The sequence below is a fragment of the Stella humosa genome (assembly GCF_006738645.1).
Lineage (GTDB): Bacteria > Pseudomonadota > Alphaproteobacteria > ATCC43930 > Allostellaceae > Allostella > Allostella humosa.
The window spans coordinates 3415341-3440901 of record NZ_AP019700.1 but is presented as its reverse complement, the minus strand read 5'-3'; the positions used below and the strand labels follow the sequence as shown (position 1 = coordinate 3440901).

Sequence of the window (25561 nt, the reverse complement as noted above, 5' to 3'; positions counted from 1 at the left end):
CTCCGGGTTTCCGTATCTCGGCAAAGCGGGTGACAGGACGGCAGAGCCGGCCTATACCGTAGACCTGTCCCCCAGGAAACGTTCGTTCGCCCCGCCATGGATGTGCGGCTAAAGAAGCTGCTTTTTCGCAGCGCCCATCGCGGCACCAAGGAGATCGACCTGATTCTCGGCGGCTTCGCGGCTGCCCGGCTCGAATCCTTGTCGCCCGACCAGCTTGATCGCTACGAGGCGCTGATCGAGACGCAGGACCCCAACCTGTACGACTGGCTCGTCGGGCTGGCGCCGGTGCCGGCTGAGTACGACACCGACGTGCTGGCGCTGATCCGCGCCCATCATCGGCTGGTGGAAACCCCGTGATCCGCCGGAACGAGCTGTTCGTCACGTCCGGCCGCGTCACCCTTTCGGGCGTGCCCGAGGGCTACGATGCACTCGTGCTGTCGCGCCTGGCGGCCGAGGCCGGGCCAACGATGCTGCATGTCGCCCGCGACGAGCCGCGCATGATGGCGACGGTGGAGGCGATCCGCTTCCTGGCGCCGACGCTGGAGGTGCTGCCGTTCCCGGCCTGGGACTGCCTGCCCTACGACCGTTCGTCGCCCAACGTGCGCGCGGTCAGCCGACGCATCGAGACCCTGGTGCGCCTGGGCCAGCCCGCCGAGGGTTGCCGCCTCGTCGTCACCACGGTGAATGCCCTGCTGCAGCGCGTGCCGCCGCGCAGCTTCTTCACCGGCGCCCTGATGTCGGCCAAGGTCGGCCGCGACCTGCCCGATGCGGCGGTGATGGGCTTCCTGTCGCACAATGGCTATCGCCGCGTCGGCACGGTCCGCGAAGCGGGCGAGTATGCGCTGCGCGGCGGCATCCTCGACCTGTTTCCGCCTGGCGCCGACCTGCCGATCCGCATCGACCGCTTCGGCGACCAGGTCGAGGCGATGCGCGCCTTCGACCCGCTGACCCAGCGCAGCACCGGCGAGCTGGAGGCGATCTCGCTGATGCCGGTCAGCGAGGTGCGGCTCGACGACGAGACGATCGAACGCTTCCGCACCGGCTATCGCGACCGCTTCGGGGCGGTGACCGACGACGACCTGCTCTATGCCGCGATCAGCGAGGGCCGGCCCTACGCCGGCATGGAGCATTGGCTGCCGCTGTTTCATGGCCGTCTGGAGACGCTGTTCGACCATCTGCCGGCCGGCAGCCCGGTCACGCTCGACCACCAGGCCGAGGAAGCGGCGACCGCCCGCTTCAGCACGATCGAGGACTATTACGAGACCCGCCGCAGCATGATGAATGCGGCGACCGGCGGTGCGCCCTACCGGCCGCTGCCGCCGGCGATGCTCTACCCGTCCGAGGACGAATGGTCCGAGGCGCTGGCCGACCGCCCGGTGGTCGATATCACCCCCTTCACCCAGCCGGGCCATCCCGGTCGGACGATCGACGCCGGCGGACGCCGCGGGCGGGAGTTCGGCGACATCCGGGCGGCGGGCGCCAACGTCTACGCTGCACTGGGCGAGCATATCCAGGCCGAGCAGGCGGCCGGCCGGCGCACCATCGTGGCCGCCTACAGCGCCGGCTCGCGCGAGCGGTTGCGCACGGTGCTGGCCGAGCATGGCATCACCGCGGCCGAGACGGTCGAGCGCTGGCAGAAGGCGACGGCCCTGGCGCCGGGGCGCACTGCGCTTGTGGTCCTGCCGATCGAATCCGGCTTCATCGACGACAAGCTGTCGGTCGTCACCGAGCAGGACCTGCTGGGCGACCGGCTGGCGCGCACGAGCAAGCGCCGCCGCAACTTCGACCAGTTCGTGGCCGAGGTCTCGGCCCTGACGATCGGCGACTTCGTCGTCCATGTCGACCACGGCATCGGCCGCTATGACGGGCTGGTGACGCTGGAGGTGGGCGGGGCCGCGCATGACTGCCTGCGCGTCATGTATGACGGCGGCGACAAGCTGTTCGTGCCGGTCGAGAACATCGAGGTCCTGTCGCGCTACGGCAGCGGCGACGGCGAGGTCGGCCTCGACAAGCTGGGCGGGGCCGGCTGGCAGTCGCGCAAGGCGCGCGTCAAGCAGCGCATCCGCGCCATCGCCGACGAGCTGGTGCGCCTGGCCGCCTCTCGCGAGATCCGGGCGGGCGAGGTGATGCCACCGCCCGAGGGGCTGTTCGACGAGTTCTGCGCCCGCTTCCCCTTCCCGGAGACCGAGGACCAGCTCCGCGCCATCGCCGACGTGGTCGAGGACCTGGGCTCCGGCCGGCCCATGGACCGCCTGATCTGCGGCGATGTCGGGTTCGGCAAGACCGAGGTGGCGCTGCGGGCGGCCTTCATCGCCGCGCTGGGCGGGGCCCAGGTGGCCGTCATCGTGCCGACCACCCTGCTGGCGCGCCAGCACTACCGCACCTTCAAGCAGCGTTTTGCCGGCCTGCCAGTGCGCATCGAGCAGCTCTCGCGGCTCGTCTCGCCCAAGGAGGCCAAGCAGGTGAAGGCGATGCTGGCCGAGGGCCAGGTCGACATCGTCGTCGGCACCCACGCCGTGCTCGGCAAGGACGTGAAGTTCCGCCATCTCGGCATGGTTATCGTCGATGAGGAGCAGCATTTCGGCGTCTCCCAGAAGGAGAAGCTGAAGCACCTGCGGGCCGAGGTCCATATCCTGACGCTGACGGCGACGCCGATTCCGCGCACCTTGCAGATGGCGCTGTCGGGCGTGCGCCAGATGAGCATCATCGCCACCCCGCCGGTCGACCGGCTGGCGGTGCGCACCTTCGTGCTGCCGTTCGACCCGGTCGTGGTGCGCGAGGCGATCCTGCGCGAGCGCTATCGCAGCGGCCAGGTGTTTTATGTCTGCCCGCGGATCGAGGACCTGACCACGGTCCAGGAGGCGCTGCGCGAGTTGGTGCCCGAGGCCAAGATGGTCGTCGCCCACGGGCGCATGGCGCCGGCCGAGATCGAGACGGTGATGTCGGCCTTCTGCGACGGCGCCTACGACATCCTGCTGTCGACGACGATCATCGAGTCCGGCCTCGACATCCCGTCGGCCAACACCATGATCGTGCACCGTGCCGACATGTTCGGCCTGGCCCAGCTCTACCAGCTCCGCGGCCGCATCGGCCGCTCCAAGCAGCGCGCCTATGCCTACCTGACCCTGCCGCCCGGCAAGATGCTGACAGAGACGGCCCAGCGCCGGCTCGAGGTCATGCAGACCCTGGACACGCTGGGTGCCGGGTTCACGCTCGCCAGCCACGATCTCGACATCCGCGGCGCCGGCAACCTGCTGGGCGAGGAACAGTCGGGCCATGTCCGCGAGGTCGGCGTCGAGCTCTACCAGCAGCTCCTGGAAGAGGCCGTGGCCGAGGCGCGCGGCCTGGCCGAGGAGGCAGCGGGGGAGACCTGGACGCCGCAGATCGCCATCGGCACGTCCGTCCTCATCCCGGAAGGCTACGTCGCCGACCTGGGCGTGCGGCTCGGCCTCTATCGCCGTATCTCGACCCTGGTCGACCGGCGCGAGATCGACGCCTTCGCGGCCGAACTGGGGGACCGCTTCGGCGCCCTGCCGCCGGAGGTCGAGAACCTGCTCGACGTCATCGCCATCAAGCAGCTCTGCCGCGAGGCCCGGATCGAGCGCATCGAGGCGGGGCCGAAGGGCTGCGTCATCGGCTTCCACGCCAACAGCTTCCCCAATCCCGCCGGCCTGGTGGAGTTCATCGCCCGCAATGCCGGCACCGCGCGCCTGCGGCCGGACCACAAGCTGGTCGTGACCCGCGTGTGGGACGAGGCCAAGGCGCGGTTGGCCGGCCTGCAGAACCTGCTGAAGTCGCTGGTGATGCTGGCGCGCGGCGAGATGCCGCCGCCGCCCATCGTCAAGACCCTGCCGCCCAGGAACCCCGCGCCCAAGGCCCCGGCGACGAAGACCCCGGCCACGAAGACTTCAGCCTCCAAGTCGCCGCCGCCACCGCCCAAGACGCCGCTCAATCCCACCGGCCGTGGGCCCGCGACCTTGTCGCCGGCTGCCCGCGCGCGGCTGTTCAAGACGACCTTCGGGCGGCGCTAAGACGCTCGCGGCGGCGGCCGGGCCGGCCTATCGTCTGCCGATCCATCGTTCGGCAGACGCCCGAGGAGAATGCGCTTGATCCACAGCCCGACCGCCGGCAGCGACGGCGTCACCATCGTGTCGCACGCGCTGGCGACCCACTACCTGACGACGCTGCGCGACCGGCAGACGGCGATGCCCGCGTTCCGGGCCGCCATGCGCGGCCTGTCGCTGATCCTGGGGGCCGAGGCGACGCGCGATCTGCCGCTCGTCGCCCGCCCGGTCGACACGCCGCTGGAGACGATGGAAGCAGGCCGTCTCGAGGAGGACACGCTGTTTCTGGTGTCGGTCCTGCGCGCGGGCGAGGGGTTGCTCGAAGGGCTACGCGCCCTGGTGCCGGAGGCGCGCATCGGCCATGTCGGCCTCTATCGCGATCCGTCCACCCTGAAGCCGGTCCATTACTACGAGCATCTGCCGCCACGGATGGATCGCGGGCTGGTGCTGGTGGTGGATCCCATGCTGGCGACCGGCAGTTCGGCCGCCGCCGCGGTCGACCGGGTGAAGCAGCATGGCGGCCGGCATATCCGCCTGCTCAGCGTCATCGCCGCGCCCGAGGGGGTGGCCGCCATGCGGGCGCAGCACCCGGACGTGCGCATCTTCGTGGGCGCGCTGGATCGCGGCCTGGACGACCATGGCTACATCCGGCCGGGCCTCGGCGATGCCGGCGACCGTTACTTCGGCACGGTCTGAGGGGGCGCCAGCGCGAAACTGGTCAGCGCGAAACGGGGTGGGCGGCCTGCCAGGCGGCGGACGCCTTGGCGCGGGCGGCCGAAACGATGCGATCTTCGGTGCCGCCGACATGCGGCATCGAGGCAATCCAGGCGAAGACCAGCCCCAGCAGCAGCAGGCCCGCCGCCAGCACCCGCTCTCCACCCCACGGGCTGCGTCGCCACAGCGTCACGCCGAGGATCATGGTGAGGGTTGCACCGGTCAGGACGACTGCGAGCAGAAGCATGGATGAACCCCAGGTTCCAGCGGAGCATCTGGCTACCATGGGGTGCTGGGGCCGGCCACGGACTATGGCACCAATAAGGCACGGGTTATGACCGGGGTTTCCGCCACTCCGGCGGCGACCATTGCCCCGCGGCATGACGCAAGCTTCAGGCGGCCCGGTCACGCGTCTCCACGACCAGTTCCTTGCCAAGTGCCGCGAGTGCGGCGGTGACGTAGGACATACGCGTATTGTGGCCGAGGTCGAGCAGGCGACGGATTTCCGTCTCGCTGGCGCCCGCCATCTTCTGGGCCATGACGACCGTATTAAGCCCCTGCACGCGCATCGCCTGGTATATCGCGATCTTGGCGGCAACCAGCGCAGGCAAGGCAAAGGTCCGCTGTCCCCGGCGTGGCCGACGCGGCTCGGGAATCGGCTCCCGCTGCTTGATCCGGTACTGGAGCGCAGCCATCAGAGAACGCCCTGCCTCGGTCACGGCTTCCGACAGCGTCTCCCCGTCGTCCCCGGCCTCCGGCACGTCGGGAAACGTGACAAGCAGTCTACCGATCTCATCGGTCTCTATCTCTATCGGGTACTCGTAGCGCATGGCTAGTTCCTATCGCAGACGACCGGGATCGACGCCCAGATCGCGAAGCATCTTCCGCAGCAAGCCTGGAGCAATTTCCTTGCGACGGTCTTTCAGGACGGTGCGCCTAGTGCCAAACAGCAGCATGGCGTGACTGCCCTTGCCGTGTGCCTCGTCGATCTGCAATGCAACCCCGTCCTGCTTGCCCAGGATTGCCAATTTGCGAAGAAGTTCGGCACCGTTCACGCTACGCACTATCGCACGAAATTGTGCGATGGGCGAGCGGATGAGCGCGTATTCTGCCCTCGGTCATCTGCCTTCTCTTTGAGCAGCCGCAGAAGCGCGGTAGCTTCGGGGCAATGAAAGAAACGGGGGAACGCCCCGGCGGGCCGCGCGCGCTGCTCGCCGATCGGGACTATCTGCGCCTGTGGCTGGTGGGTGGGCTGTCCAATGCGGTGCGTTGGCTGGAACTGCTGGCAGCCGGCGTCTTCACCTACGACCTGACCGGGTCGGGGCTGATGGTGGCCTCGGTCACGGCGGCCCGCATGCTGCCGATGCTGCTGGTAGGTGCGCTGGCGGGGGCGGTGGCCGATGCCGTGAACCGCAAGACGCTGCTGATGATCGCGCTCGGCACGACCGGTCTGTCGTCGGGGCTGATCGGGCTGGTGGCGCTGGCCGACATGCTGACCATCTGGCACATCTGGGCGGGCGGCCTCGTGTCGGGCATCGTCTGGGCCGGCGAGATGGCGGTGCGCCGGCGCATGGTGGGCGAGGTGGCGGGGCCGACCCGCGTCGCCCCCGCGGTGGCGCTCGACACCGTCACCGGCAGCCTGACCCGCATGATCGGCCCGGCACTGGGCGGCCTGCTTCTGGAGACGGTCGGGATCGCCTGCGTCTATGGGCTGTCGGCGGTGCTGTACCTGACCGGCCTGGCACTGGTTGTGGGCCTGCGCTACAGCCAGGAAACCCGGCCCCTGCGGCTGGCCCAGATCCCGGGCGACATCGCCGCCGGCTTCGCCGTCGCCCGCCGCAGCGAGATCATCATGGCCGTACTGGCGACGACGGTCGTCATGAACGCCTTCGGCTTCTCCTACACCGCCATGATCCCGCCGATCGGGCGGCAGGAGTTCGGCGTGTCGGCCACGCTGGTCGGCATCCTCGCCTCGGCCGAGGCCGGCGGCAGCCTGCTGGGCGGCCTGCTGCTGGCGAGCGGCCGGCTCAACCTGTCGCGCGGGCGGGTGTTCCTGGCCGGGTCGTTCGGGCTGATGACGGCGGTCGTGCTGGCGGCGCTGGCGCCCTGGTACCTGCTGGCCTTCTTCCTGCTGCTGGCGGGCGGGCTGGGCGCATCCAGCTTCGCCAGCATGCAGAGCACGCTGATCCTGACCGAGGCGCCGCCCGAGATGCGGTCGCGCCTGATGGGCATAACCACCGTCTGCATCGGCACCGGGCCGCTGGGCGTGCTGGCCGTGGGCGTGCTGTCCGACCAAGTCGGCGCCTCGACCGCGATGCTGATGACCGGCCTGGGCGGGCTGGCCGGCCTGGCCCTCATCTACCTGCGCTGGCCGGCGCTGCGCCGCTAGGGTCTAGCGGCGGCGGATGTAGACGTGGACCTGCGGGTCGCTGATGCCGCCCTGCGGTCGCTCGTAGGTGCGGGTCTGGTCTTCCGAGAGGCCCATGGCGCGCATGGAGCGGGCGACCTTGGTGGCGTTGGCAGCCGCCCGCTTGGCGTCGCCGCGGCCGTCGCGCGGCACGACCGCCACGACGTCGAAGCGGATCGCCGGGTCGCGCTCGACCGCGACGCGCAGGGCATCATAGAGCGCGCGCTCGTAGTCGGGCTCCTCGCGGCCGAAGCGGATGGCGACGAAGGGACGGCGGCCGTCGACGCTGGTCGGACGGAAACTGGCGACGGGTGCCGGTGCCGCCGCCAGCGGTGCGACCGCCGGGGCCGGCGCGGCGACAGCCGGTGCAGGGGCAATCCCGGGCACCGGGGCGGCCGGGGCAGGCGCGGCGGCGGAGGCCGACGGCGCGGCGAAGGGCAGGGGGCGGCACGGCCGGCGACGGGCTCGGCGCGGGTGCCGCAGCCCCGTGCGCACCGCTGCCAGCAGCGTGTCGGAGCGGCGGCGCTCGGTCGCCAGCCATTCGGTCTGGGTGCGGATCTCGGCCGCCAGTTCGTTGCCGGTGGCATCGAGCGCGGCCGCGGTTGCGGCCAGCCCGGCCTGCAGGTCGCGCACCCGCGCCGCCTCGGCCTCCGTGGCGCCGCCCACGCCCGCCAGGCTGCGGCCGGTCTCGGCCAGGAAGCGGCCGCGGGCGCGGTCGGCCGTCAGGTCGGCATCGAGCGCGCGCATGCGCGACACGGTCTCGTCGACCCGGGCCAGATGGCTGCGTGCCTCGGTCCACTGGTTGAGAAGCTGGGGATTGAGCGGGCCGCTGCCGGCTTGCAGCCGCTCGGCGATCTCCTGCACCGTGCCGTTGTAGGCGGCGGTCTCGGCCTGGGCCGCGCCTTTCAGCCTGGCGGTGGCTTCGGCGCGTTCCTTCTGGGTGGCACGCAGCCGCTCCAGGTCGCCATCCAGCGCCACGGCCCGTTCGCCGACGAAGGATTTGCCTCCACCGCTGCGGGTCTCCGACGGCTTGCTCGAGCCGAACATGTCCGTCACGCGGTCGACCGTGCCGCAGCCGGTCAGCAGGATGGCCATGGACATGGGAACGATCCAGGAACGGCTGGCAACGGTCATGGCGTCTTAACCTTCTTGGGAACGGGCTTGGGCGCGGGCGGGTGTCGGAGCGAATATAGCCCCGAGGCGCCGAACACAACGGTCCTTTGGCGTCACCATTGCAACGCACTCGCCGCATTGCGGCTCCGAAAAGGCTTTGGCCGGGGCCGGAACCGGCCGGATACTGGGCCGAACCTTTCCCCTGGAGGTCGTTCTATGGCTGTCGCTCTGGTATCGCGCGCGTCCGATCGCATGACGGAGGCGGAATGGCAGGTGCGGGTCGATCTCGCCGCCTGCTACCGGCTCGTCCATCATTTCGGCTGGTCGGACCTGACCGCCACCCACATTTCGGCCCGCGTGCCGGGTCCGGACCATCACTTCCTGCTCAACCCCTATGGCGCCCTGTTCGACGAGATCACCGCCTCCTCGCTGGTCAAGGTCGACCTGGAGGGCCGGGTGATCGACCCGCCGGGCGCCGAGGTGATCCCGGCCGGCTTCGTCATCCATTCTGCCGTCCACATGGCGGTTCCGGAACTGAGCTGCGTTCTGCACACCCACACGGCGGCCGGCGTCGGCGTGGCGACGCAGCGCGACGGGCTGCTGCCCAACACCCAGCACAGCCTGCTGATCTACGACGCCGTCGCCTACCACGACTTCGAGGGGGCAGCCACCGAGTTGGAGGAGCGCGAGCGCATCGTGGCCGACCTCGGCGACAAGCGGGTGCTGATCCTGCGCAACCACGGCCTGCTGACCGTCGGCGCCACGGTCGGCGAGGCCTTCGTGTGGATGTACCGGGCCGAGCGCGCCTGCCGCATGCAGCTGGCCTTCCAGGGTGCTGGCGTGCCGGGCTACCCGCTGCCTGACGCGGTCGTCGAGAAGACGATCGAGCAGGGCCGCAAGGTCGCCACCAGCAACCGCCACCCGGTCGGCAGCCGCGAGTGGCCGGCCATGCTGCGCCTGGTGGAGCGGATCGACCCCTCCTACAAGAACTGAGAGCAGCGGCATGCTTCTTGCTGCCTCCGCCCGGCGAGGTTGGCCGAGTGGAGAGCAGCATGAAGCATCTGGTCCGGGCCGCGGCGGGGGCGTTGATACTGGCGATGGCGGCGCTGCCCGCCGCCGCCCAGAAAAAGGGCGGCACGCTCGTCATGGTCGTGCTGCCCGAGCCGCCGACGCTGGCCTCCTACCTCTCCACGTCCGGCCCGATCGGGCAGGTGGCGGCCAAGGTCTATGAGGGGTTGCTCGAATACGCGCCCGACCAGAAGCCCAAGGAAGGCCTCGCCAAGTCCTGGGCGGTGGCGGCCGACGGCAAGTCGATCACCTTCAAGCTCCAGGAAGGCGTGACCTGGCACGACGGCAAGCCCTTCACCTCGGCCGACGTGAAGTTCACGCTGATGGAGGTGCTGAAGAAGCTGCATCCGCGCGGCGGCATCACCTTCCAGGCGATGACCGACGTCGAGACCCCCGACGCCCTGACGGCGGTGGTGAAGCTCGACAAGCCGGCACCCTACTTCCTCTCCGCCCTGTCGGGCTACGAATCGCCGATGCTGCCGAAGCACCTCTACGAGGGCACGGACATCCGCAACAACCCCAACGCCAACAAGCCCGTCGGCACCGGCCCGTTCAAGTTCGTGAGCTGGGAGCGCGGGCAGTTCGTCCGCCTCGATCGCAACCCGACCTACTGGCGCAAGGGCCAGCCCCATCTCGACCGCATCGTCGCCCGCTTCATCGCCGATCCCGGCACGCGCACGGCGGCGATGGAGAAAGGGGAGGTCCATTACGGCGCCTTCGGCGCGGTGCCCTATGTCGACGTGCCGCGGATCGGCAAGCTGCCGACGATCGGCGTCTCGACCGACGGCTACGCCATGATCTCGCCCCTGATGCAGCTCGAGGTGAACACGCGCAAGCCGCCCTTCGACAAGGTGAAGGTGCGCCAGGCCGTCAGCTACGCGCTCGACCGCAAATTCATGATCGACAACATCTGGTTCGGCTTCGGCAAGCCGTCGACCGGCCCGATCAGCTCCAACTTCAAGGCGGTCGGTCTCTATGAGGGGGCGGTGCGCGACTATGGCGTGCCGGACCGCGTTGCCATCGCCAACAAGCTGCTGGACGAGGCCGAATACCCGCGCGGCGCCGACGGCATCCGCTTCAAGATCGTCCACGACATGCTGCCCTATGGCGACGAGTGGCGGCGGCTGGGCGAATACATCAAGCAGGCGCTGGGCGACGTCGGCATCGACGTGACGCTGCGCTACGAGGACGTGCCGACTTGGCTGAAGCGGGTCTTCACCGACTACGACTACAACATCACCTCGACCTTCTACTACAACCTGGCCGACCCGGTGATGGGCGTGCATCGCCAGTATCACTCGAGCATGATCCGCAAGGGCACGGTCTTCGTGAACGGCTCGGGCTATTCCAACCCCAAGGTCGACAAGCTGCTGGACGACGCCACGGTCGAGACCGATCCCGCCAAGCGCGCCGCCCAGTATGGCGAGTTCCAGAAGATCCTGGCCGAGGACGTGCCGCTCATCTTCATGACCGAGATGGATTTCGTCACCGTCTACAGCAAGAAGGTGAAGGGCGCCTTCGACGACGCGCTCGGCGCCTATTCCAGCTTCGCGGGGGTATCGCTGGAGTAGCCGGGCAGATCGCCCGGGGGCGGGGATCATGGGGCTGGCGGTCCAACGGCTGCGCTATCTCGGCCGGCGCGCGTTGCAGGCGGTGCCAATCATCATCGCGATCGTCGTCTGCAACTTCATCCTCCTGAACCTCGCCCCCGGCGACGCCGCCACGGTGCTCGCGGGGGAGGCGGGCTCGGCCACGCCGGAATACATGGCCGAGCTGCGCCAGCGCTTCGGGCTGGACCAGCCCTTCCACGTCCAGCTCTTCCACTATCTGCGCAACATGCTGGCCTTCGACCTCGGCTATTCCTTCCGCCACAGCCGGCCGGTGCTGGACCTGGTACTGGATCGGCTGGGGCCGACCCTGCTGCTGATGGGGACGGCCGCATTGGTGGCGATCGCGGTCGGCGTGCTGCTGGGGGTGCTGGCCGCCCTCGACCTCAACGGCTGGCGTGACACGCTGATCTCGATCTTCGCGCTGGTCTCGTACGCGACGCCGCTCTTCTGGATCGGGCTGATGATGATCGTCGTCTTCTCGATCCAGCTCGACCTGCTGCCGACCAGCGGCATGGAGACGGTGGCGGCCTTCCACGAAGGCTGGGACCGGGTGGTCGACATAGCGCTCCACCTCGTCCTGCCGGCGACGACGCTGTCGCTCTTCTACCTCGCCCTCTACACCCGCCTGATGCGCGCCTCGATGCTGGAGCAGGCGGGCATGGACTATGTCGTGACCGCGCGGGCCAAGGGCCTGACCGAGCGCCGCATCGTCGTGCGCCACATCCTGCGCAACGCGCTGCTGCCGATCGTCACCATGGCCGGCGTGCAGGTGGCCGGCATGCTCGGCGGGTCGGTCATCGTCGAATCGGTGTTCGGCTGGCCGGGCCTGGGGCTGCTCGCCTTCGAATCGCTGTTCGCCCGCGACCTCAACCTGCTGCTCGGCATCTTCTTCCTGTCGTCCTGCCTGGTGGTCGCGGTGAACCTCTTCGTCGACCTGCTCTACGCGCTGCTCGATCCCCGGATCGAGATCCGATGATCGCCTTCTGGCGGCTCTTCCGACGCAATCGTGCCGCCGTGCTGGGGCTGGTCGTGCTGGGCATCGTCCTGCTTCTGGCGGCGGCCGGGCCGCTGCTCTATCCGGAATCCGCCTTCAAGCTGGTCGACCGGCCGTTCCAGCCGCCCTTTGGACGCTGGCTCTTCGGCACCGACATGCTGGGCCGCGATGTGGTGGCAGGGCTGGTCCATGGCGCCCGCACCTCGCTGTTGATCGGGCTGGTCGCCACCGTGGTGGCCGCCACCTTCGGCGTCGTGATGGGCGGGCTCGCCGGCTACTATGGTGGCTGGATCGACGATCTGCTGATGCGCACGACGGAGCTGTTCCAGACCATCCCGTCCTTCATCTTCGCCATCGTCCTGGTGGCCGTCCTCAGCCCGTCGATCAAGAGCGTGGTGCTGGCCATCGCCGTCGTCTCCTGGCCGGCCATGGCCCGCCTGGTGCGCGGCGAGTTCATGGCCCTGCGCGGCCGCGAGTTCGTGCAGGCATCCGTCGCCCAGGGGATGGGGGACGCCAAGATCATCCTGGTGCAGATCCTGCCCAACTGCCTGTCGCCCATCATCGTCACCGGGTCGCTGATGGTGGCGACCGCCATCCTCATCGAATCCGGCCTGTCCTTCCTAGGCCTGGGCGACCCCAACGTGATGAGCTGGGGCTTCATGATCGGTGCCGGGCGCGGCGTGCTGCGATCGGCCTGGTGGCTCTGCGCCGTGCCCGGGCTCGCCATCCTGCTGACGGTGCTGGCGATCAACCTGGTGGGGGAGGGGCTGAACGACGCCCTCAATCCGCGCCTGCGGGAGCGGTGAGGCGATGACGGGAGAAATGAAGACGGGGCCGGTCCTCGACATCCAGGGCCTGTCGGTCGCCCTGCCGCCGAACGCCGACCGGGCGCACGCGGTCGAGAACGTATCGCTGCAGCTCTTCCCCAACGAGATCGTCTGCGTCGTCGGCGAATCCGGCTCGGGCAAGTCGGTGATGGCGCGAGCCGTCCTGGGACTGCTGGCGCCGCGCCTGCGCCCCGTCGCCGGCCGCATCCTGCTGGAGGGCGAGGACCTGCTGACGGTGCCGCAGTCCCGCCTGCGCGCCATCCGCGGCAGCCGCATCTCCATGGTGTTCCAGGAGCCGATGACGGCCCTGAACCCGGTCATGACCATCGGCGACCAGATCGACGAGGTGGTGGCGACCCACCTGTCCCTGCCCGAGAGGGACCGTCGCCGCCGTATCCTGGAGCTGTTCGCCGCGGTCAAGCTGCCGGACCCGGAACGCATCCGCCACGCCTTCCCGCACCAGCTTTCGGGCGGGCAGCGGCAGCGGGCGATGATCGCCATGGCCCTCGTCCTGGGGCCGCCGGTCGTCATCGCCGACGAGCCGACGACGGCCCTCGACGTCACCACCCAGGCCCAGGTGCTGGCGCTGATCCGGGAGATGCAGGGCCTGCGGCAGACCGGCGTGCTCTTCATCACCCATGATTTCGGCGTGGTGGCGGAGATCGCCGACCGCGTCGCCGTCATGCAGCGTGGCCGCATCGTCGAGCAGGGGCCGGCCGCCGACGTGCTGAACCGGCCGCAGCATCCCTACACCCGCGCGCTCATCGGCGCCGTGCCGAAGCTGGAGCCGCCGCCGCGGCCGCCGGCCTCAACACAGGTTCCCTTCCTGGAGGTGCGCAACCTCGACAAGGCGTTCCGATCGGGCGGCGGCCTCTTCTCGCGTGGCCGCGTCGTCCATGCCGCCCGTCAGGTCTCGTTCCAGCTTCGCCGGGGGGAGACGCTGGGGTTGGTGGGCGAATCCGGGTCCGGCAAGTCGACGGTGGCGCGCTGCGTCGTGCGTCTGGTCGACCCCGATGGCGGCGACGTGCTCATCGGCGGCGAGGATATCGCCCGGCTGGGCCGGCGCGCACTCCGGCCGTGGCGCCGCCGGGTGCAGATGGTGTTCCAGGACCCGTTCGCCTCGCTCAACCCGCGCCGCACCGTCGGCCGGCAGATCGCCGACGGGCCGATGACCTGCGGTACGTCGGCCGACGAGGCGATGGCCCGCACCCGCGCGCTGCTCGACCTGGTCGGGCTCGACCCGCGGTCGGCCGACCGCTATCCGCATGAGTTCTCGGGCGGGCAGCGCCAGCGCATCGGCATCGCTCGCGCGCTGGCGATGGAGCCGGAGATCCTGGTGGCCGACGAGCCCGTCTCGGCGCTCGATGTGTCGGTGCAGGCGCAGGTGCTGGAACTGCTGGCCGACATCCGTCGTCGCTTCAACCTGACCATGCTGTTCATCACCCACGACCTGCGGGTGGCGGCCCAGGTCTGCGACAGCATCGCCGTCATGCGCCTGGGCGAGATCGTCGAAAGCGGCCCAACGGCGCAGATCTTTGCCAACCCGGCCCATGCCTACACCCGCGAACTGCTGGGCTCGGTGCCGGGCCGCGCCTGGACGCCGCCCACCTTCACGGACGCTCCCGCCGCCGTCGCCGTGTGATAGGCTGCCGGCCGCCGCACCGCCCCCGACGGGGGATGGTGCCCTGCCCGGGAGGAACGCCATGGATGGGACGCGCGAGATCGCCGGACGAAGCCTTCGCGAACAGGTTTCGGACGAGGAATGGGCGCTGCGCGTGCAGCTTGCCGCCTGCTACCGCATCATCGAGCATCTTGGCTGGTCGGAGCTGATCTGGAGCCACACCACGGCGCGCGTGCCGGGGCCCGAGCATCACTTCCTGATCAACCCCTACGGCCTGCGCTATGACGAGGTGACCGCCTCGAACCTGGTGAAGATCGACCTCGACGGCAACCCGGTCGGCCCCGGCCAGCACCTGGTCAACCCCGCCGGCTTCGTCATCCACAGCGCCATCCACCAGGTGCGCGAGGACGCGCTCTGCGTCATGCACACCCACACGGTGGCCGGCATGGCGGTGGCCGCCCAGGAGGCGGGCGTGCTGCCGGTCAGCATGTATGCGCTGGGCTTCGACGGCCAGGTCGCCTACCACGATTTCGAGGGGCCGAGCATGGACCTGGGCGAGCGCGGGCGGCTGGCCGCCAGCCTTGGCCGGCACAACCTGCTGGTCCTGCGCACCCACGGCCTACTGACCTGCGGCCGCAGCATCTCGGAAGCCTTCATTTACATGTATCGCCTGCAACGGGCCTGCGAGATCCAGCTAATGGCGCAGAGCGGCGGCGGGCGCCTGGTCGTCCCGTCGCATGCGGTGCGCCGCTCCAGCGTCGAGAACACCTACCAGTTCCTGGCCACCGGCGGCGTCGCCACCTATGGCGAGCTGGAGTTCGACGCGCTGGTCCGGCTGATGGACCGGAAGGACCCGTCGTTCCGGGAATGACGGCGGCTGGAGCATCGAAGACGGCGGCTGACGAGAACTTTCCCGTCGGCTCCTGGCTGCTGCCGGCGGCGCTGCGGCCGCACGTCGCGGCCTTCTATGCCTTCGCCCGTGCCGCCGACGACGTGGCCGACGATCCCGGGCTGGATGCCGCCGCCAAGCTGGCCTCGCTCGACCGGATGGCGCGCGGGCTGGTGGAGGATGGCGAAGAGGGCGTTGCCGGCCGGCTGCGGCGAAACCTGGCGGCTTCGGGCGTGCCGGTCGATCACGCCCTGGCCCTGCTCGATGCGTTCCGCCAGGACGCGGTGCAGCAGCGCTACGACGACTGGGCCGGGCTGATGGCCTATTGCGATCTGTCGGCGGCCCCGGTCGGGCGCTTCCTGCTCGACCTGCATGGCGAGGCACGATCCTTGTGGCCGGCCGCCGACGCGCTCTGCGCGGCTCTCCAGGTGCTGAACCATTTGCAGGATTGCGGCCGCGACCGCCGCGACCTCGACCGGGTCTACCTGCCGCTCGACTGGATGGCGGCGGCGGGCGCCGCTATCGCCGACCTGGATGCGCCGTCGACCGGGCCGGGCCTGCGGCGGGTGCTGGACCGCTGCCTCGACGGCACCGACGCCCTGCTGGATCGCGCGCGCCCGCTGGCCGGCCGCCTGCGCAGCCGCCGCCTGGCGATGGAGACGGCGGTCATCCAGCGCATCGCCGAGCGGCTGGCCGCGGCGCTGCGCCGGGGCGATCCGCTGGCCCGGCGGGTGGCGCTGGGCAAGCCCGCCTATCTGCGTGCGGCCGCGGGCGGTCTGGCCCGGGTCGCCTTCGACCGGCTGGCGCCGGGCCGGCCGGTGGCGATGGCGGCCCGATGAGCGAGGTGGTCGTCCTTGATGTCGTGCGCAATGCCGGCTCGTCCTTCTACTGGGCGATGCGGCTGCTGCCGCGCGAGCGGCGGCAGGCGATGTATGCCGTCTATGCCTTCTGTCGCATTGTCGACGACATCGCCGATGGCCCGCTGCCGCCGGCCGAAAAGCGCGACGGCCTGGCCCATTGGCGGCGCGAGGTCGAGCGCCTGTTCGACGGCGCTCCAACCGAGCCGGTGGCGCGCGCGCTGGCCGGGCCGGTCGAACAGTACGGCCTGGCCAAGAGCGATTTCCTGGCCGTCATCGACGGCATGGAGATGGATGCGGCCGGGCCGATCGTGGCGCCGTCCTGGGCCGAGCTGCGGCGCTATTGCGCCTGCGTCGCCGGGGCGGTCGGGCTGATCTCGGTGCGGATCTTCGGCACCGGCGAGGCCGAGGGGCGCCGCCTGGCCGCGGCCCTGGGGGAGGCCGTCCAGCTTACCAACATCCTGCGCGACCTGGCCGAGGATGCCGGCGACGGGCGCCTCTATCTGCCGCGCGAGGAACTGGCCGCCCATGACGTGCCGCCCGGTCCACCCGACGTGGTCCTGGCGCATCCGGCATTGGTGCCGGTGTGCCAGGCCGTGGCGGCCGTCGCCCGCAGCCGCTTCGACGAGGCCGCCCACCTGCTGGCGGCGATCCCGCGCCAGGCCGGGCGGCCGGCGCGCATCATGCTGGCGGTCTATTCCCGGCTGCTGGAGCGGATGGAGCGGCGCGGCTTCGACCGGCTGGAGCCGCGCGTGCGCCTCGGCCGGGCCGAACGGCTGTGGCTGGCGATCCGCCATTCCTGGTTCTGACGGGGGGCCGGTCTTGCGCGGGTTCGGGCACCGATGACGGTGCATGTGGTGGGCGCCGGGCTGGCCGGGCTGGCCGCCGCCGTCCAGGCGACCGGCCGCGGCCGGCGGGTGCGCCTCTACGAGGGGACAGGCCAGGCCGGCGGCCGTTGCCGCAGCTTCTTCGACGCCGTGCTGGGGCGCACCATCGACAATGGCAACCACCTGCTGTTGAGCGGCAACCGCTCGGCCCGGCGCTTCGTCGAGACCATCGGCAGTGCGGCCGAGCTGACGGGGCCGCCCACCGCCCAGTTCGATTTCATCGACCTGACCGACCGCCGGCGCTGGCGCCTCGACCTCGGGCGCGGGCGGCTGCCGTTCTGGCTGTTCAGCGAGCGGGCGCGCGTGCCCCACACCGTGCTGGGCGACTATCTGGCGCTGGCCCGCCTGATGCTGGCCGGGCCGAACCAGACGGTCGCCCAGATCGTGCCCGACGACCACCCGCTCTACGAGGCGCTGGTGCTGCCGCTGGCCATCGCCGCCCTCAACGCCCAGCCGACCGAGGGCGCGGCCGCCCTGCTGGGGGCGGTGGTGCGCGAGACCTTCCTGCGGGGCGGGGCCGCCTGCCGCCCGCTGATGGCGGCCCGCAGCCTGGACGCGGCCTTCATCGACCCGGCCCTGGCCTGGCTCGCCGGCCGCTCGGTGCGGGCGGAGTTCAACCAGCGCCTGCGCGGGCTGGAGTTCGGCCGTGGCCGGATCGCCGCCCTGCGCTTCACCGACGGCAGCGTCGCGGTCGGTCCGGAGGACGTGGTGGTCCTGGCGGTGCCGCCGGCCGCAGCGGCCGAGATCGTGCCCGACCTGACGGTGCCGCTGGAGACCCGCGCGATCCTGAATGCCCATTTCCGCGTCGACGGCCTGCCCGAGCGGGTGCGGCCGCCGCTCGGCCTGATCGGCGGGCTGGCCGAATGGATATTCGTGCGCGGCGACGTCGCCTCGACGACGACGAGCGCCGCCGATGCCGGCATGGATGCCGATGCCGACGACCTGGCCCAGCGGCTGTGGCAGGACGTGCGCGTGGCCCTGCGGCTGACCGGCGACATGCCACGCGTCCGCGTCATCAAGGAGCGGCGGGCGACCTATGCCCAGACGCCGGCCGACGTCGCCCGCCGACCGCAGCCGTGGACCGCCTGGCCCAACCTGTTCCTGGCCGGCGACTGGGTGGCAGGGCCGTTGCCGGCGACGATCGAGGGTGCCATCCGCTCCGGCGACCGGGCGGCCGAGCTGGCCTGCGGTGTGGAGGGGGCGGAGAAGGCGGGCGATGGTCGACGCTGACTTTCGCCGCAGCGTCGGGCAGCGGCTGGCGACGGCCGTCGACGGCTTGCTGGCGGCGCAGCGACCGGACGGCGAGTGGTGCTTCGAGCTGGAGGCGGACGCTACCATCCCAGCCGAATACATCCTGCTGAACCACTTCCTGGGCGATCCCGATCCGCAACTGGAGCAGCGGCTCGCCCGCTACCTGCGGCGCGCGCAAGGGGCCGATGGCGGCTGGCCGCTGTTCCATGGCGGGGCGGGCGACCTCAGTGCGACGGTGAAGGCCTATTTCGCCCTGAAGCTGGTGGGCGACGACCCCGACGCGCCGGCCATGGCCGGCGCGCGACGCCTGATCCTGTCGCTGGGCGGGGCGGGGGCGGCCAACGTCTTCACCCGGATCATGCTGGCGCTGTTCGGGCAGGTGCCGTGGCGGGCGGTGCCGGCGATGCCGGTCGAGATCATGCTGCTGCCGCGCTGGTCACCGTTCCACCTCGACAAGGTCGCCTACTGGTCGCGCGTCGTGATCGTGCCGCTGCTGATCCTGATGGCGCTGAAGCCGCGCGCGGCCAACCCACGCGGTGTCACCATCGCCGAGCTGTTCGCTGCGCCGGCTGCGGCACCCAGGCCGGCCGACCGCTGGGCCCGGCTGTTCCTGGCCGTCGATGCCGCGGTCCGCCTGGCCGAGCCGATGCTGCCCGGCGCCGCCCGGCGGCGGGCAATGGATGCCGCCGTGCGCTTCCTGACCGAGCGCCTGAACGGCGAGGACGGGCTGGGGGCGATCTTTCCCGCCATGGCGAACGCGGTCATGGCCCTGACGGCACTCGGGCGGCCGCCGGGCGATCCGGATCTGGTCTGCGCGCGCAGCGCCCTGCGCCGGCTCGTGGTCGAGGATGGCGGCGAGGCCCGCTGCCAGCCCTGCCTGTCCCCCGTCTGGGACACGGCCCTGTCGCTGCTGGCGCTGGAAGGCGTGGCGGGGACCGACGGCGCCACCCGGCGCGGCCGGGCGTGGCTGCTGGACCGCCAGGTGACGGACAAGGTCGGCGACTGGCGGCGCGACCGGCCAGGACTGGCGCCGGGCGGCTGGGCCTTCCAGTATCGCAACGACCACTACCCCGACCTGGACGACACGGCGGCCGTGGTCCTGGCCCTCGATGGCCACTCCGATGCCGCGACCGCCATCGCGCGCGCGGCCGGCTGGGTCGTTGGAATGCAGAGCCGCAATGGCGGCTGGGGCGCGTTCGATGCTGACAACACCCACCACCGGCTGAACCATATCCCGTTTGCCGACCATGGCGCGCTGCTCGATCCGCCGACCGCCGACGTGTCCGCGCGCTGCCTGGCCGCGCTGGGCAGGCTGGGCCGCCAGCAGGATCGGCCCGCGGTGGCCCGCGGTCTGGCCTTCTTGCAGGCCGCGCAGGAGGCGGACGGCTCCTGGTTCGGCCGTTGGGGCACAAACCATGTCTATGGCACCTGGTCGGCGCTGTCGGCGCTGGCCGAACTTGGGCTCGGGACGGACGACCCGGCGGCGGCCGGTGGCATCCGTTACCTGCTGGGGGCGCAGCGGCCGGATGGAAGCTGGGGCGAGGATGGCCTGACCTACCGCCCGGCCCATCGCGGCTTCGCGCGCGCCGGCACGGCCTCGCAGACCGCCTGGGCGCTGCTGGGACTGATGGCGGGCGGGCAGGCGGGGCATCCGGCGGTGACGGCGGGCATCCGCTGGCTGGTCGAGGCGCCGGCAGACGGCCCCTTCTGGGACGAGCCGTGGCACACCGGCACCGGCTTTCCCAACGTCTTCCACCTTCGCTATCGCGGCTATCCGGCCTATTTCCCAATCTGGGCGTTGGCCCGCTGGGACCGGCTGGTGGGGCGGGGTTGAAGATCGCAATCGTCACCGGGCTGCCGCGAGAGGCGCGGATCGCCGCCGGCGCGGGGCTGGATGTCGCCTGTCGCGGCCCAGGACCGGATGGCGCCCGCCAGGCGGCAGGTGAACTGGCCGCTCGCGGCGCCGACTGGCTGGTGTCGTTCGGCTATGCCGGCGGTCTTTCGCCCGACCTGGCGGCGGGCGACCTCGTCGTGCCCACGGCCGTGCTCGACCAGGCGGGCCGCCGCTGGACCTGCGCGGGACTGCCGGGGTTCCCGATGGCCGGCCTGCTGCTCGGCGCCGACCGGGTGATGGCAAGCCGGGCGGAGAAGGGCGGATCGGCCGGGCTTGCAGCGGCGGTCGATTGCGAATCCCATGCCGTGGCTGCCGTCGCGTCCGCCCGGGGGATCGGCTTCAGCGTGGTCCGGGTGGTTGTCGATGCCGCGGGCATGGCCTTGCCTGCGGCTTCGTTGGTGGCGGTAGATCGGTCCGGACGGTTGCGCCCGGCGGCACTCCTCGCGGCCCTGCTGCGCCGCCCGGGCGACCTGCCCGGCCTCCTCCGGCTCGCGGCGGCCAGCCGGTCGGCCGATCGCACGCTGACGGTAGCGGCACTACGCCTGGCCCGGCTCGGTTGACCTTGCCTGGTCGAGCGCCAGGGCGGCCGCGCCCACCAGCCCGGCATCGTTGCCGAGTGCGGCCGGCAGCAGGCGGCAGCGCGCCAGCAGCAGGGGCCAGGTGAAATCCGGCAGGTGGCGGCCGACCGCGTCGAGCAGGCTGGCGCCGGCCTCCGACACGCCGCCGCCCAGCAGGCAGGCTTCCAGATTCAGCAGGTTGATCATCGACCCGAGCGCCTGGGCGATGCGCCGGGCGGTGGCGTCGATGGCGGCGGCGGCCGCGGCATCGTCCCGCTGGAAAAGGGCCGCGACGGAGGGCGCCGGGTCGGCCGGCGACAGCCGGCGGTGCGCCGCCAGGAACCCATCGGCAGCAGCCAGATGCTCGAAGGTGCCGGGCAGGCTGCTGTAGTTCCGCTCGCCCTCGGCATCCAGCACCATGGCCCCCAGTTCCGGTGGCTCGCCGGCATTGCCGGTGACGACCCGGCCATCGATGGCGATGCCGCCGCCGATGCCGGTGCCGATGGCGATCAGTGCGAACCGGCGAAAGGCTTTTCCCGCGCCGAAGCGCAGTTCGGCCAAGGTGGCGGCCGTGCCGTCGTTCTCGATGACGGCCGGCAGGCCGAGCCGGCTGCCCAGTGCGGCCGGCAGCGAGCGCCCGGCCAGCGCCGGCACGTTGGCGGTGCCGTCGATCAGCGTGCCGTCGCGGCGGTCGGCATAGCCCGGCGTCGAGATACCGACGCCCACCGCCGCATGGCCGGTGGCGACGGCTTTCGCGGCAGTGGCGATGGCATCGGCCAGTGCCTCGAAGCCGAGCGCGCGGTCGAAGGGGAACTGCCGGCGTGCCAGCACCCGCCCGTCGCTGGCGACCAGTCCCAGCTTGATCGCGGTGCCGCCGATGTCGATGCCGATGGCCGAACGCATCAGGGCTGCTGGTCCGTCTTGATCGCCAGCTTCTGCGAAAGGCCGGGATAGCGCATCTGATCCGGCTGGATGCCGCGCCCGCGCGCCAAGTGATAGGCCAGCCATTGCAGCGGGATGACGGCCGCCAGGGGCTGGAACGGCGCCGGCAGGGCGGGCACGGGGCATAGACCCGGACTGCCGGCCGCGTCGATCGTGCCGGCCTGGATGCCGAGGCTGCCCAGCACGGCCACGGCCCGCGCGGCCTCCGCCCGTTCGGCCGCGTCGGCGGTCAGGAAGATGGCGGCGCTGTTCTGCGTCAGGCCGTGGAAACGGCCATGCAGCGCCTCCTCCGTATCGAAGCCGCCGGCCGGGATGCCGGCCATCTCGGCCACCTTCAGCGAGCCCTCGACGGCGATGCCCAGCAGCCGGCCCTGGCCCGCCACCATCAGGAAGTCGAGGGCCGGCACGGCCGTGGCGAACCGCTCCATTGCCGCTCGCGCCGGCTCGACGGCGTCGGCCAGGGCGGTCTCCAGGCCGGGCAGCCCCGGCAGCGGCGCGCCAAGCCGCTCGGCCACCGCCAGCATGGCGGCGATGCTGGCCCCGAAGCCCTTGGTCTTGGGCCCGATGGGCTCGGCTCCGATCGGCATGACGACCATCGGCAGGCCGAGTGCTGCGATCGGGCTGGCGCCGTCGCCGGTGACGATCAGCACGGCCATGCCGGCCGCGCGCGCGGCCTCGGCCGCCGCGATCGTCGTGCGGCTGGCGCCGGACTGCGACAGGATCACGGCCAGGCCGGCCCAGCCGGCCAGCGTTGCCGCCTCGGCGATGAAGGCCGTCGGGTTGCGCGCCAGCACCGGCCCGCGCCCGGCCGCGGCAAAGCTGGGGGCGGTTGCCAGGATGGCGTTCATCGACGAGCCGGAGCCGACCAGCACCACGCCGCGCGCGGTTGGCGACCAGCTGGTCAGCTCCGCGCGGGCGGCGGACAGCGTGGCCGCGACCACCGCCGGCTGCTCGCGGATATAGTCGGCCACCGGATCGTCGGTGGCCATGTCCATCGTCATCCCTTCACTCCGCCTTCGTTGCGTCCCTGCCGGTAGTGACGCTGGATGATCGCGAACGGCAGCGCGATCGGCAGGCTGAGCAGCACCGAGGCGGCCATCAGCCGGCCATAGTCGATCTGGTGCTGGCCCAGGTAATAGAACATCAGCACCGGCGCGGTCTGGGCGGCCGGCGTCGTCGTGTAGAGCAGCGCGAAGATGTATTCCTGCCAGGCCAGCACGAAGGCGAAGATGCCGGCCGTGATGATGCCGGGTCTGGCGATCGGCAGGACGATGCGCCAGATGATCTGCACGTCCGAGCAGCCGTCGATGCGGGCGGCTTCCTCCAGCTCGCGCGGCAGCGCGCGCAGCGAGGTCGCCACCATCCAGGTGCAGATCGGCAGCGTCACCGACAGGTAGGCGAAGACGAGCCCCGTCAGCGTGTTCAGCAGCTTCACCTGCGCCAGCAGGATGTAGAACGGGATGAAGAAGATCATCGGCGGGAAGAACTGCGCCGACAGGATGGCGATCAACATCGGCCGCCCGCGCTGCCCCGCCAGCCGCACCAGCCCATAGGCGGCCGGGACCGCCAGGGCGATGCTGATCGCCGTCACCACGGTGGCGACGATGGTGCTGTTGAGGAGCGCGCGCAGGAACCGGCTGTCCTCCAGCACCGCCAGGTAGTGGCGGGCGGTCGGCGCCGCCGGCAGCCATTGCAGCGGGTAGGTGAAGAACTCCTCGATCGGCTTCACGCTGGTCGCCACCATCCAGAGATAGGGGAAGGCGACCACCACCGTCGTCAGGCCGAGGAAGACATAGGCCAGCGCCGTCAGGCCCGGCGCAGTGCGCGACCGTCCGCTCATCCGGCCGGCGCCAGTTCGCGGTCGGCGAAGCGCAGATAGAGCGCCACCATCGCCAGGATCTGGACGAACAGCACGATCGAGGCTGCCGCCGCCCCGCCGAAGTCGAAGGCGTCGAAGGCCAGCTTGTAGATGTAGAGGCCCATGATCTCGGTCGAGCCGAGCGGCCCGCCGGCCGTCATGATGATCGGCAGGGTGAAGCTGTTGTAGCCCCAGATGGTGGACAGCAGCACGGCCGTGGCGATCGAGGGCGCCAGCAGCGGCACGACGATCCGCCACAAGGTCTGGAAGCGCCCGGCGCCGTCGATCTCGGCCGCCTCCAGCACCTCGCCCGGCACGTCCTGCAGGCCGGTGAAGAGCGTGATCATAACGAGCGGGAAGAACTTCCAGCTATTGGCCATGATCAGCGACACCTGGGCCAACTCGGGCGAGGACAGCCACGCGACCGGCTTGGATACGAGCCCCAGCTTCAGCAGCAGGTCGTTCAGCACGCCTAGCTGCGGGTGGTAGATCCACAGGAACAGCACGGCGACGACGACGAAGGACGACACCCACGGGATCAGCAGCACCGCGCTGAAGGCGCCGCGGAAGCGCACGATGCGGTTCAGCGCCAGCGCGATCCAGAAGCCCGCCACCAGTTGCAGGCCGACATTGCCCGCGACCCAGATCAGCGTCACCCAGAACGAGTTCCAGAAGGCATCGGACTGGAACAGGCCGACGAAATTGTCGAAGCCGTTGTAGCGCCAGGTGTCGCGCGTGGCGTTGTAGCGAAAGAAGGCGACGCCGGTGTTGTAGAGGGCCGGCAGCAGCACGGCGACGGTCAGCACGACCAGCAGCGGGGCGGCGAAGAGATAGCCCAGCGCCGTCCGCCCCGTGCCGATCGCCAGCCGCCTGCGGAACCGGCCGAGGATCATGCGGCCGGCACCGCTTCCCAGCCGCCGGACCGGGCGGACGCGTAGCACGCATCCATCACGTGGTTGACCGCCACGCCCTCGCGGAAGGTCAGCAGCGGCGGCTTGCCCGAGCGGATGCAGTCCAGGAAATGGGCGATCTGGTCGTAGTAGCCGTAGCGGCGATACTCCTCGACCGTCGGGAACAGCCAGCCGCGGTCATGTTCCACCTTCTCGCTGAAATAGCGGGTCTGGGCATTGCGGGCGAAGACCTTGATCGGCTGCGACAGGCCGGAGCGGTCATAGACGATGGTGCCCTCGTCGCCGCAGGCCTCGAAGGCAACTGCCATGCCGCCGCGCTGCGTCCAGGACGCCTCGCACTGGCCGACGGTGCCGCCGGGGTACTTCAGGATGGCGAGCGCGTTGTCCTCACAGTCGGTCTTATGGTGCAGGGTCGGGGCATGGCAGAAGACCTTGGTCGCCTGCTGCTTGAGGGCCAGGTTGAAGATGCCGATCAGGTGGCAGCCCATGTCGATCAGCGCCCCGCCGCCGGCCAGGTCGCGCTGCCAGAACCAGGGCGAGTGCGGCCCGAAATGCGCCTCGCGCCCGCGCATCCATAGCGGCTTGCCGATCACGCCGCGCTCGATGACCGCCAGGATCTCCTGGAAGTCCGGCGAGTAGATCATGTTCTCGCCATAGGCATGGACGATGCCGGCACGCTCGGCCGCGTCCAGCATGTCCTGGCCCTCGGCCGCGGTGCGACCCAGCGGCTTCTCGCACAGGATATGCTTGCCGGCCTCGGCCATGCGCACGCCGGCGTCGCGGTGCAGGTGGTTGGGCAGGCACAGGTCGACCGCGTCGAAATCGGTGGAGCGAAGCAGTTCCTCCAGGTCGGTCGCCGCCACGCCGATGCCGTTCCGCTGGGCGAAGGCAGCGGTCTTCTCCGGGTCGCGGCCCAGTACCGCCACCACCTCGGCGCCCGGCATCCGGGCATAGACCTGGGCCCGGAACTCGGCGATGAAGCCGGTGCCGAGCATGGCGATGCGGATACGGTCCTTGTTCATGGGCGCCTGTCGTTGTTCGCGGTTGGTCGGTTGTTGCCGCCGGCGGGTCACTCGACTGCTCGCTGCGCTGCGCGA

24 protein-coding genes are annotated in these 25561 nt (G+C 70.8%); 15 read left to right on the top strand and 9 right to left on the bottom strand.

From position 1 onward, the window contains the following. Positions 1-96 precede the first annotated feature (96 nt). The 3 genes from STVA_RS16100 to upp all read left to right on the top strand — a co-directional run bounded on the left by STVA_RS16100 (position 97) and on the right by upp (position 4760). Positions 97-357 carry an FAD assembly factor SdhE gene (locus STVA_RS16100; protein WP_123695023.1) on the top strand — a complete coding sequence of 87 codons (261 nt, stop codon included), beginning with the start codon at positions 97-99 and terminating at the stop codon, positions 355-357. Between the two features lie 110 nt (positions 358-467). Then, on the top strand, positions 468-4031 hold the full coding sequence (gene mfd / locus STVA_RS16095) for a transcription-repair coupling factor (protein WP_123695368.1): 3564 nt from the start codon (positions 468-470) through the stop codon (positions 4029-4031). Between the two features lie 75 nt (positions 4032-4106). Next, complete coding sequence (upp, locus tag STVA_RS16090) at positions 4107-4760, top strand: uracil phosphoribosyltransferase (RefSeq protein ID WP_245978569.1); 654 nt, start codon at positions 4107-4109, stop codon at positions 4758-4760. Between the two features lie 22 nt (positions 4761-4782). Here the strand turns inward: upp and STVA_RS16085 are convergent, their stop codons facing one another. From STVA_RS16085 to STVA_RS16075, 3 genes are all read right to left on the bottom strand, one after another. Next, complete coding sequence (locus STVA_RS16085; protein WP_123695019.1) at positions 4783-5025, bottom strand: hypothetical protein; 243 nt, start codon at positions 5023-5025, stop codon at positions 4783-4785. 145 nt (positions 5026-5170) lie between these two features. Then, a complete protein-coding gene (locus STVA_RS16080) occupies positions 5171-5608 on the bottom strand; it encodes a type II toxin-antitoxin system HicB family antitoxin (RefSeq protein ID WP_123695017.1) in 438 nt (145 codons plus the stop codon). A 9-nt stretch (positions 5609-5617) separates the two neighbouring features. Beyond that, positions 5618-5833, bottom strand: a complete 216-nt coding sequence (locus STVA_RS16075; protein WP_123695015.1) for a type II toxin-antitoxin system HicA family toxin — start codon at positions 5831-5833, stop codon at positions 5618-5620. A gap of 113 nt (positions 5834-5946) precedes the next feature. On the opposite strand from STVA_RS16075, the gene STVA_RS16070 reads away from it, so the two are divergent. Continuing rightward, complete coding sequence (locus STVA_RS16070) at positions 5947-7167, top strand: MFS transporter (protein ID WP_123695013.1); 1221 nt, start codon at positions 5947-5949, stop codon at positions 7165-7167. Positions 7168-7170: 3 nt separating this feature from the next. Here STVA_RS16070 and STVA_RS27685 read toward each other — a convergent pair whose 3' ends face one another. Then, complete coding sequence (locus STVA_RS27685) at positions 7171-8286, bottom strand: hypothetical protein (protein ID WP_170221602.1); 1116 nt, start codon at positions 8284-8286, stop codon at positions 7171-7173. 228 nt (positions 8287-8514) lie between these two features. Between STVA_RS27685 and STVA_RS16060 the strand changes: the two genes are divergently transcribed. The 11 genes from STVA_RS16060 (at position 8515) to STVA_RS16010 (ending at position 20756) form a co-directional block, all read left to right on the top strand. Next, positions 8515-9291 carry a class II aldolase/adducin family protein gene (locus tag STVA_RS16060; protein ID WP_123695011.1) on the top strand — a complete coding sequence of 259 codons (777 nt, stop codon included), beginning with the start codon at positions 8515-8517 and terminating at the stop codon, positions 9289-9291. A gap of 59 nt (positions 9292-9350) precedes the next feature. Next, positions 9351-10937 (top strand): ABC transporter substrate-binding protein, encoded by a 1587-nt coding sequence (locus STVA_RS16055; RefSeq protein WP_123695009.1) that lies wholly within the window; start codon positions 9351-9353, stop codon positions 10935-10937. Between the two features lie 28 nt (positions 10938-10965). After that, the gene (locus STVA_RS16050) at positions 10966-11952 is read left to right on the top strand and encodes an ABC transporter permease (protein WP_123695007.1); all 987 of its coding nucleotides are present in this window, start codon (positions 10966-10968) and stop codon (positions 11950-11952) included. Continuing rightward, the gene (locus STVA_RS16045; RefSeq protein WP_123695005.1) at positions 11949-12776 is read left to right on the top strand and encodes an ABC transporter permease; all 828 of its coding nucleotides are present in this window, start codon (positions 11949-11951) and stop codon (positions 12774-12776) included. The genes STVA_RS16050 and STVA_RS16045 overlap by 4 nt, the downstream gene beginning before the upstream one ends. A 4-nt stretch (positions 12777-12780) precedes the next feature. Continuing rightward, entirely contained in the window at positions 12781-14439 is a 1659-nt protein-coding gene (locus tag STVA_RS16040; protein ID WP_245978567.1) for an ABC transporter ATP-binding protein, read from the top strand. Positions 14440-14500: 61 nt separating this feature from the next. Further along, on the top strand, positions 14501-15289 hold the full coding sequence (locus STVA_RS16035; protein ID WP_123695002.1) for a class II aldolase/adducin family protein: 789 nt from the start codon (positions 14501-14503) through the stop codon (positions 15287-15289). Further along, the gene (gene hpnC / locus STVA_RS16030; protein WP_123695000.1) at positions 15286-16146 is read left to right on the top strand and encodes a squalene synthase HpnC; all 861 of its coding nucleotides are present in this window, start codon (positions 15286-15288) and stop codon (positions 16144-16146) included. Before STVA_RS16035 ends, hpnC begins: the two co-directional genes overlap by 4 nt. Further along, positions 16143-16973 (top strand): presqualene diphosphate synthase HpnD, encoded by an 831-nt coding sequence (gene hpnD / locus STVA_RS16025; protein ID WP_123694998.1) that lies wholly within the window; start codon positions 16143-16145, stop codon positions 16971-16973. Before hpnC ends, hpnD begins: the two co-directional genes overlap by 4 nt. Positions 16974-17006: 33 nt before the next feature. Beyond that, positions 17007-18281, top strand: coding sequence for a hydroxysqualene dehydroxylase HpnE (hpnE, locus tag STVA_RS16020; RefSeq protein WP_123694996.1), 1275 nt, complete (start codon positions 17007-17009; stop codon positions 18279-18281). Further along, positions 18268-20136 carry a squalene--hopene cyclase gene (gene shc, locus STVA_RS16015; RefSeq protein WP_123694994.1) on the top strand — a complete coding sequence of 623 codons (1869 nt, stop codon included), beginning with the start codon at positions 18268-18270 and terminating at the stop codon, positions 20134-20136. The genes hpnE and shc overlap by 14 nt, the downstream gene beginning before the upstream one ends. After that, on the top strand, positions 20133-20756 hold the full coding sequence (locus STVA_RS16010; protein WP_170216710.1) for a phosphorylase family protein: 624 nt from the start codon (positions 20133-20135) through the stop codon (positions 20754-20756). Before shc ends, STVA_RS16010 begins: the two co-directional genes overlap by 4 nt. Here STVA_RS16010 and STVA_RS16005 read toward each other — a convergent pair. From STVA_RS16005 to STVA_RS15985, 5 genes are read right to left on the bottom strand one after another with little or no spacing between them, the layout of a single operon-like run. After that, a complete protein-coding gene (locus STVA_RS16005) occupies positions 20733-21656 on the bottom strand; it encodes an ROK family protein (RefSeq protein ID WP_170216709.1) in 924 nt (307 codons plus the stop codon). The two genes, STVA_RS16010 and STVA_RS16005, sit on opposite strands and share 24 nt — an antisense overlap. Continuing rightward, positions 21656-22696, bottom strand: a complete 1041-nt coding sequence (locus STVA_RS16000; protein WP_123694989.1) for an SIS domain-containing protein — start codon at positions 22694-22696, stop codon at positions 21656-21658. Before STVA_RS16000 ends, STVA_RS16005 begins: the two co-directional genes overlap by 1 nt. Then, complete coding sequence (locus tag STVA_RS15995; RefSeq protein WP_123694987.1) at positions 22693-23535, bottom strand: carbohydrate ABC transporter permease; 843 nt, start codon at positions 23533-23535, stop codon at positions 22693-22695. The genes STVA_RS16000 and STVA_RS15995 overlap by 4 nt, the downstream gene beginning before the upstream one ends. Continuing rightward, positions 23532-24446, bottom strand: a complete 915-nt coding sequence (locus tag STVA_RS15990) for a carbohydrate ABC transporter permease (protein ID WP_142235788.1) — start codon at positions 24444-24446, stop codon at positions 23532-23534. The genes STVA_RS15995 and STVA_RS15990 overlap by 4 nt, the downstream gene beginning before the upstream one ends. Then, entirely contained in the window at positions 24443-25486 is a 1044-nt protein-coding gene (locus STVA_RS15985; protein WP_123694983.1) for a Gfo/Idh/MocA family protein, read from the bottom strand. Before STVA_RS15985 ends, STVA_RS15990 begins: the two co-directional genes overlap by 4 nt. Positions 25487-25561 lie beyond the last annotated feature (75 nt).

What these genes read in the sequence shown, in the direction of transcription:
- STVA_RS16100 (WP_123695023.1), top strand. Translation starts at nt 97, where the DNA reads ATGGATGTGCGGCTAAAGAAGCTGCTTTTTCGCAGCGCCCATCGCGGC.
- mfd (WP_123695368.1), top strand. Translation starts at nt 468, where the DNA reads ATGCTGCATGTCGCCCGCGACGAGCCGCGCATGATGGCGACGGTGGAG.
- STVA_RS16085 (WP_123695019.1), bottom strand. Translation starts at nt 5,025, where the DNA reads ATGCTTCTGCTCGCAGTCGTCCTGACCGGTGCAACCCTCACCATGATC.
- STVA_RS16080 (WP_123695017.1), bottom strand. Translation starts at nt 5,608, where the DNA reads ATGCGCTACGAGTACCCGATAGAGATAGAGACCGATGAGATCGGTAGA.
- STVA_RS16070 (WP_123695013.1), top strand. Translation starts at nt 5,947, where the DNA reads ATGAAAGAAACGGGGGAACGCCCCGGCGGGCCGCGCGCGCTGCTCGCC.
- STVA_RS27685 (WP_170221602.1), bottom strand. Translation starts at nt 8,286, where the DNA reads ATGTCCATGGCCATCCTGCTGACCGGCTGCGGCACGGTCGACCGCGTG.
- STVA_RS16060 (WP_123695011.1), top strand. Translation starts at nt 8,515, where the DNA reads ATGGCTGTCGCTCTGGTATCGCGCGCGTCCGATCGCATGACGGAGGCG.
- STVA_RS16055 (WP_123695009.1), top strand. Translation starts at nt 9,351, where the DNA reads ATGAAGCATCTGGTCCGGGCCGCGGCGGGGGCGTTGATACTGGCGATG.
- STVA_RS16050 (WP_123695007.1), top strand. Translation starts at nt 10,966, where the DNA reads ATGGGGCTGGCGGTCCAACGGCTGCGCTATCTCGGCCGGCGCGCGTTG.
- STVA_RS16045 (WP_123695005.1), top strand. Translation starts at nt 11,949, where the DNA reads ATGATCGCCTTCTGGCGGCTCTTCCGACGCAATCGTGCCGCCGTGCTG.
- STVA_RS16040 (WP_245978567.1), top strand. Translation starts at nt 12,781, where the DNA reads ATGACGGGAGAAATGAAGACGGGGCCGGTCCTCGACATCCAGGGCCTG.
- STVA_RS16035 (WP_123695002.1), top strand. Translation starts at nt 14,501, where the DNA reads ATGGATGGGACGCGCGAGATCGCCGGACGAAGCCTTCGCGAACAGGTT.
- hpnC (WP_123695000.1), top strand. Translation starts at nt 15,286, where the DNA reads ATGACGGCGGCTGGAGCATCGAAGACGGCGGCTGACGAGAACTTTCCC.
- hpnD (WP_123694998.1), top strand. Translation starts at nt 16,143, where the DNA reads ATGAGCGAGGTGGTCGTCCTTGATGTCGTGCGCAATGCCGGCTCGTCC.
- hpnE (WP_123694996.1), top strand. Translation starts at nt 17,007, where the DNA reads ATGACGGTGCATGTGGTGGGCGCCGGGCTGGCCGGGCTGGCCGCCGCC.
- shc (WP_123694994.1), top strand. Translation starts at nt 18,268, where the DNA reads ATGGTCGACGCTGACTTTCGCCGCAGCGTCGGGCAGCGGCTGGCGACG.
- STVA_RS16005 (WP_170216709.1), bottom strand. Translation starts at nt 21,656, where the DNA reads ATGCGTTCGGCCATCGGCATCGACATCGGCGGCACCGCGATCAAGCTG.
- STVA_RS16000 (WP_123694989.1), bottom strand. Translation starts at nt 22,696, where the DNA reads ATGACGATGGACATGGCCACCGACGATCCGGTGGCCGACTATATCCGC.
- STVA_RS15995 (WP_123694987.1), bottom strand. Translation starts at nt 23,535, where the DNA reads ATGAGCGGACGGTCGCGCACTGCGCCGGGCCTGACGGCGCTGGCCTAT.
- STVA_RS15990 (WP_142235788.1), bottom strand. Translation starts at nt 24,446, where the DNA reads ATGATCCTCGGCCGGTTCCGCAGGCGGCTGGCGATCGGCACGGGGCGG.
- STVA_RS15985 (WP_123694983.1), bottom strand. Translation starts at nt 25,486, where the DNA reads ATGAACAAGGACCGTATCCGCATCGCCATGCTCGGCACCGGCTTCATC.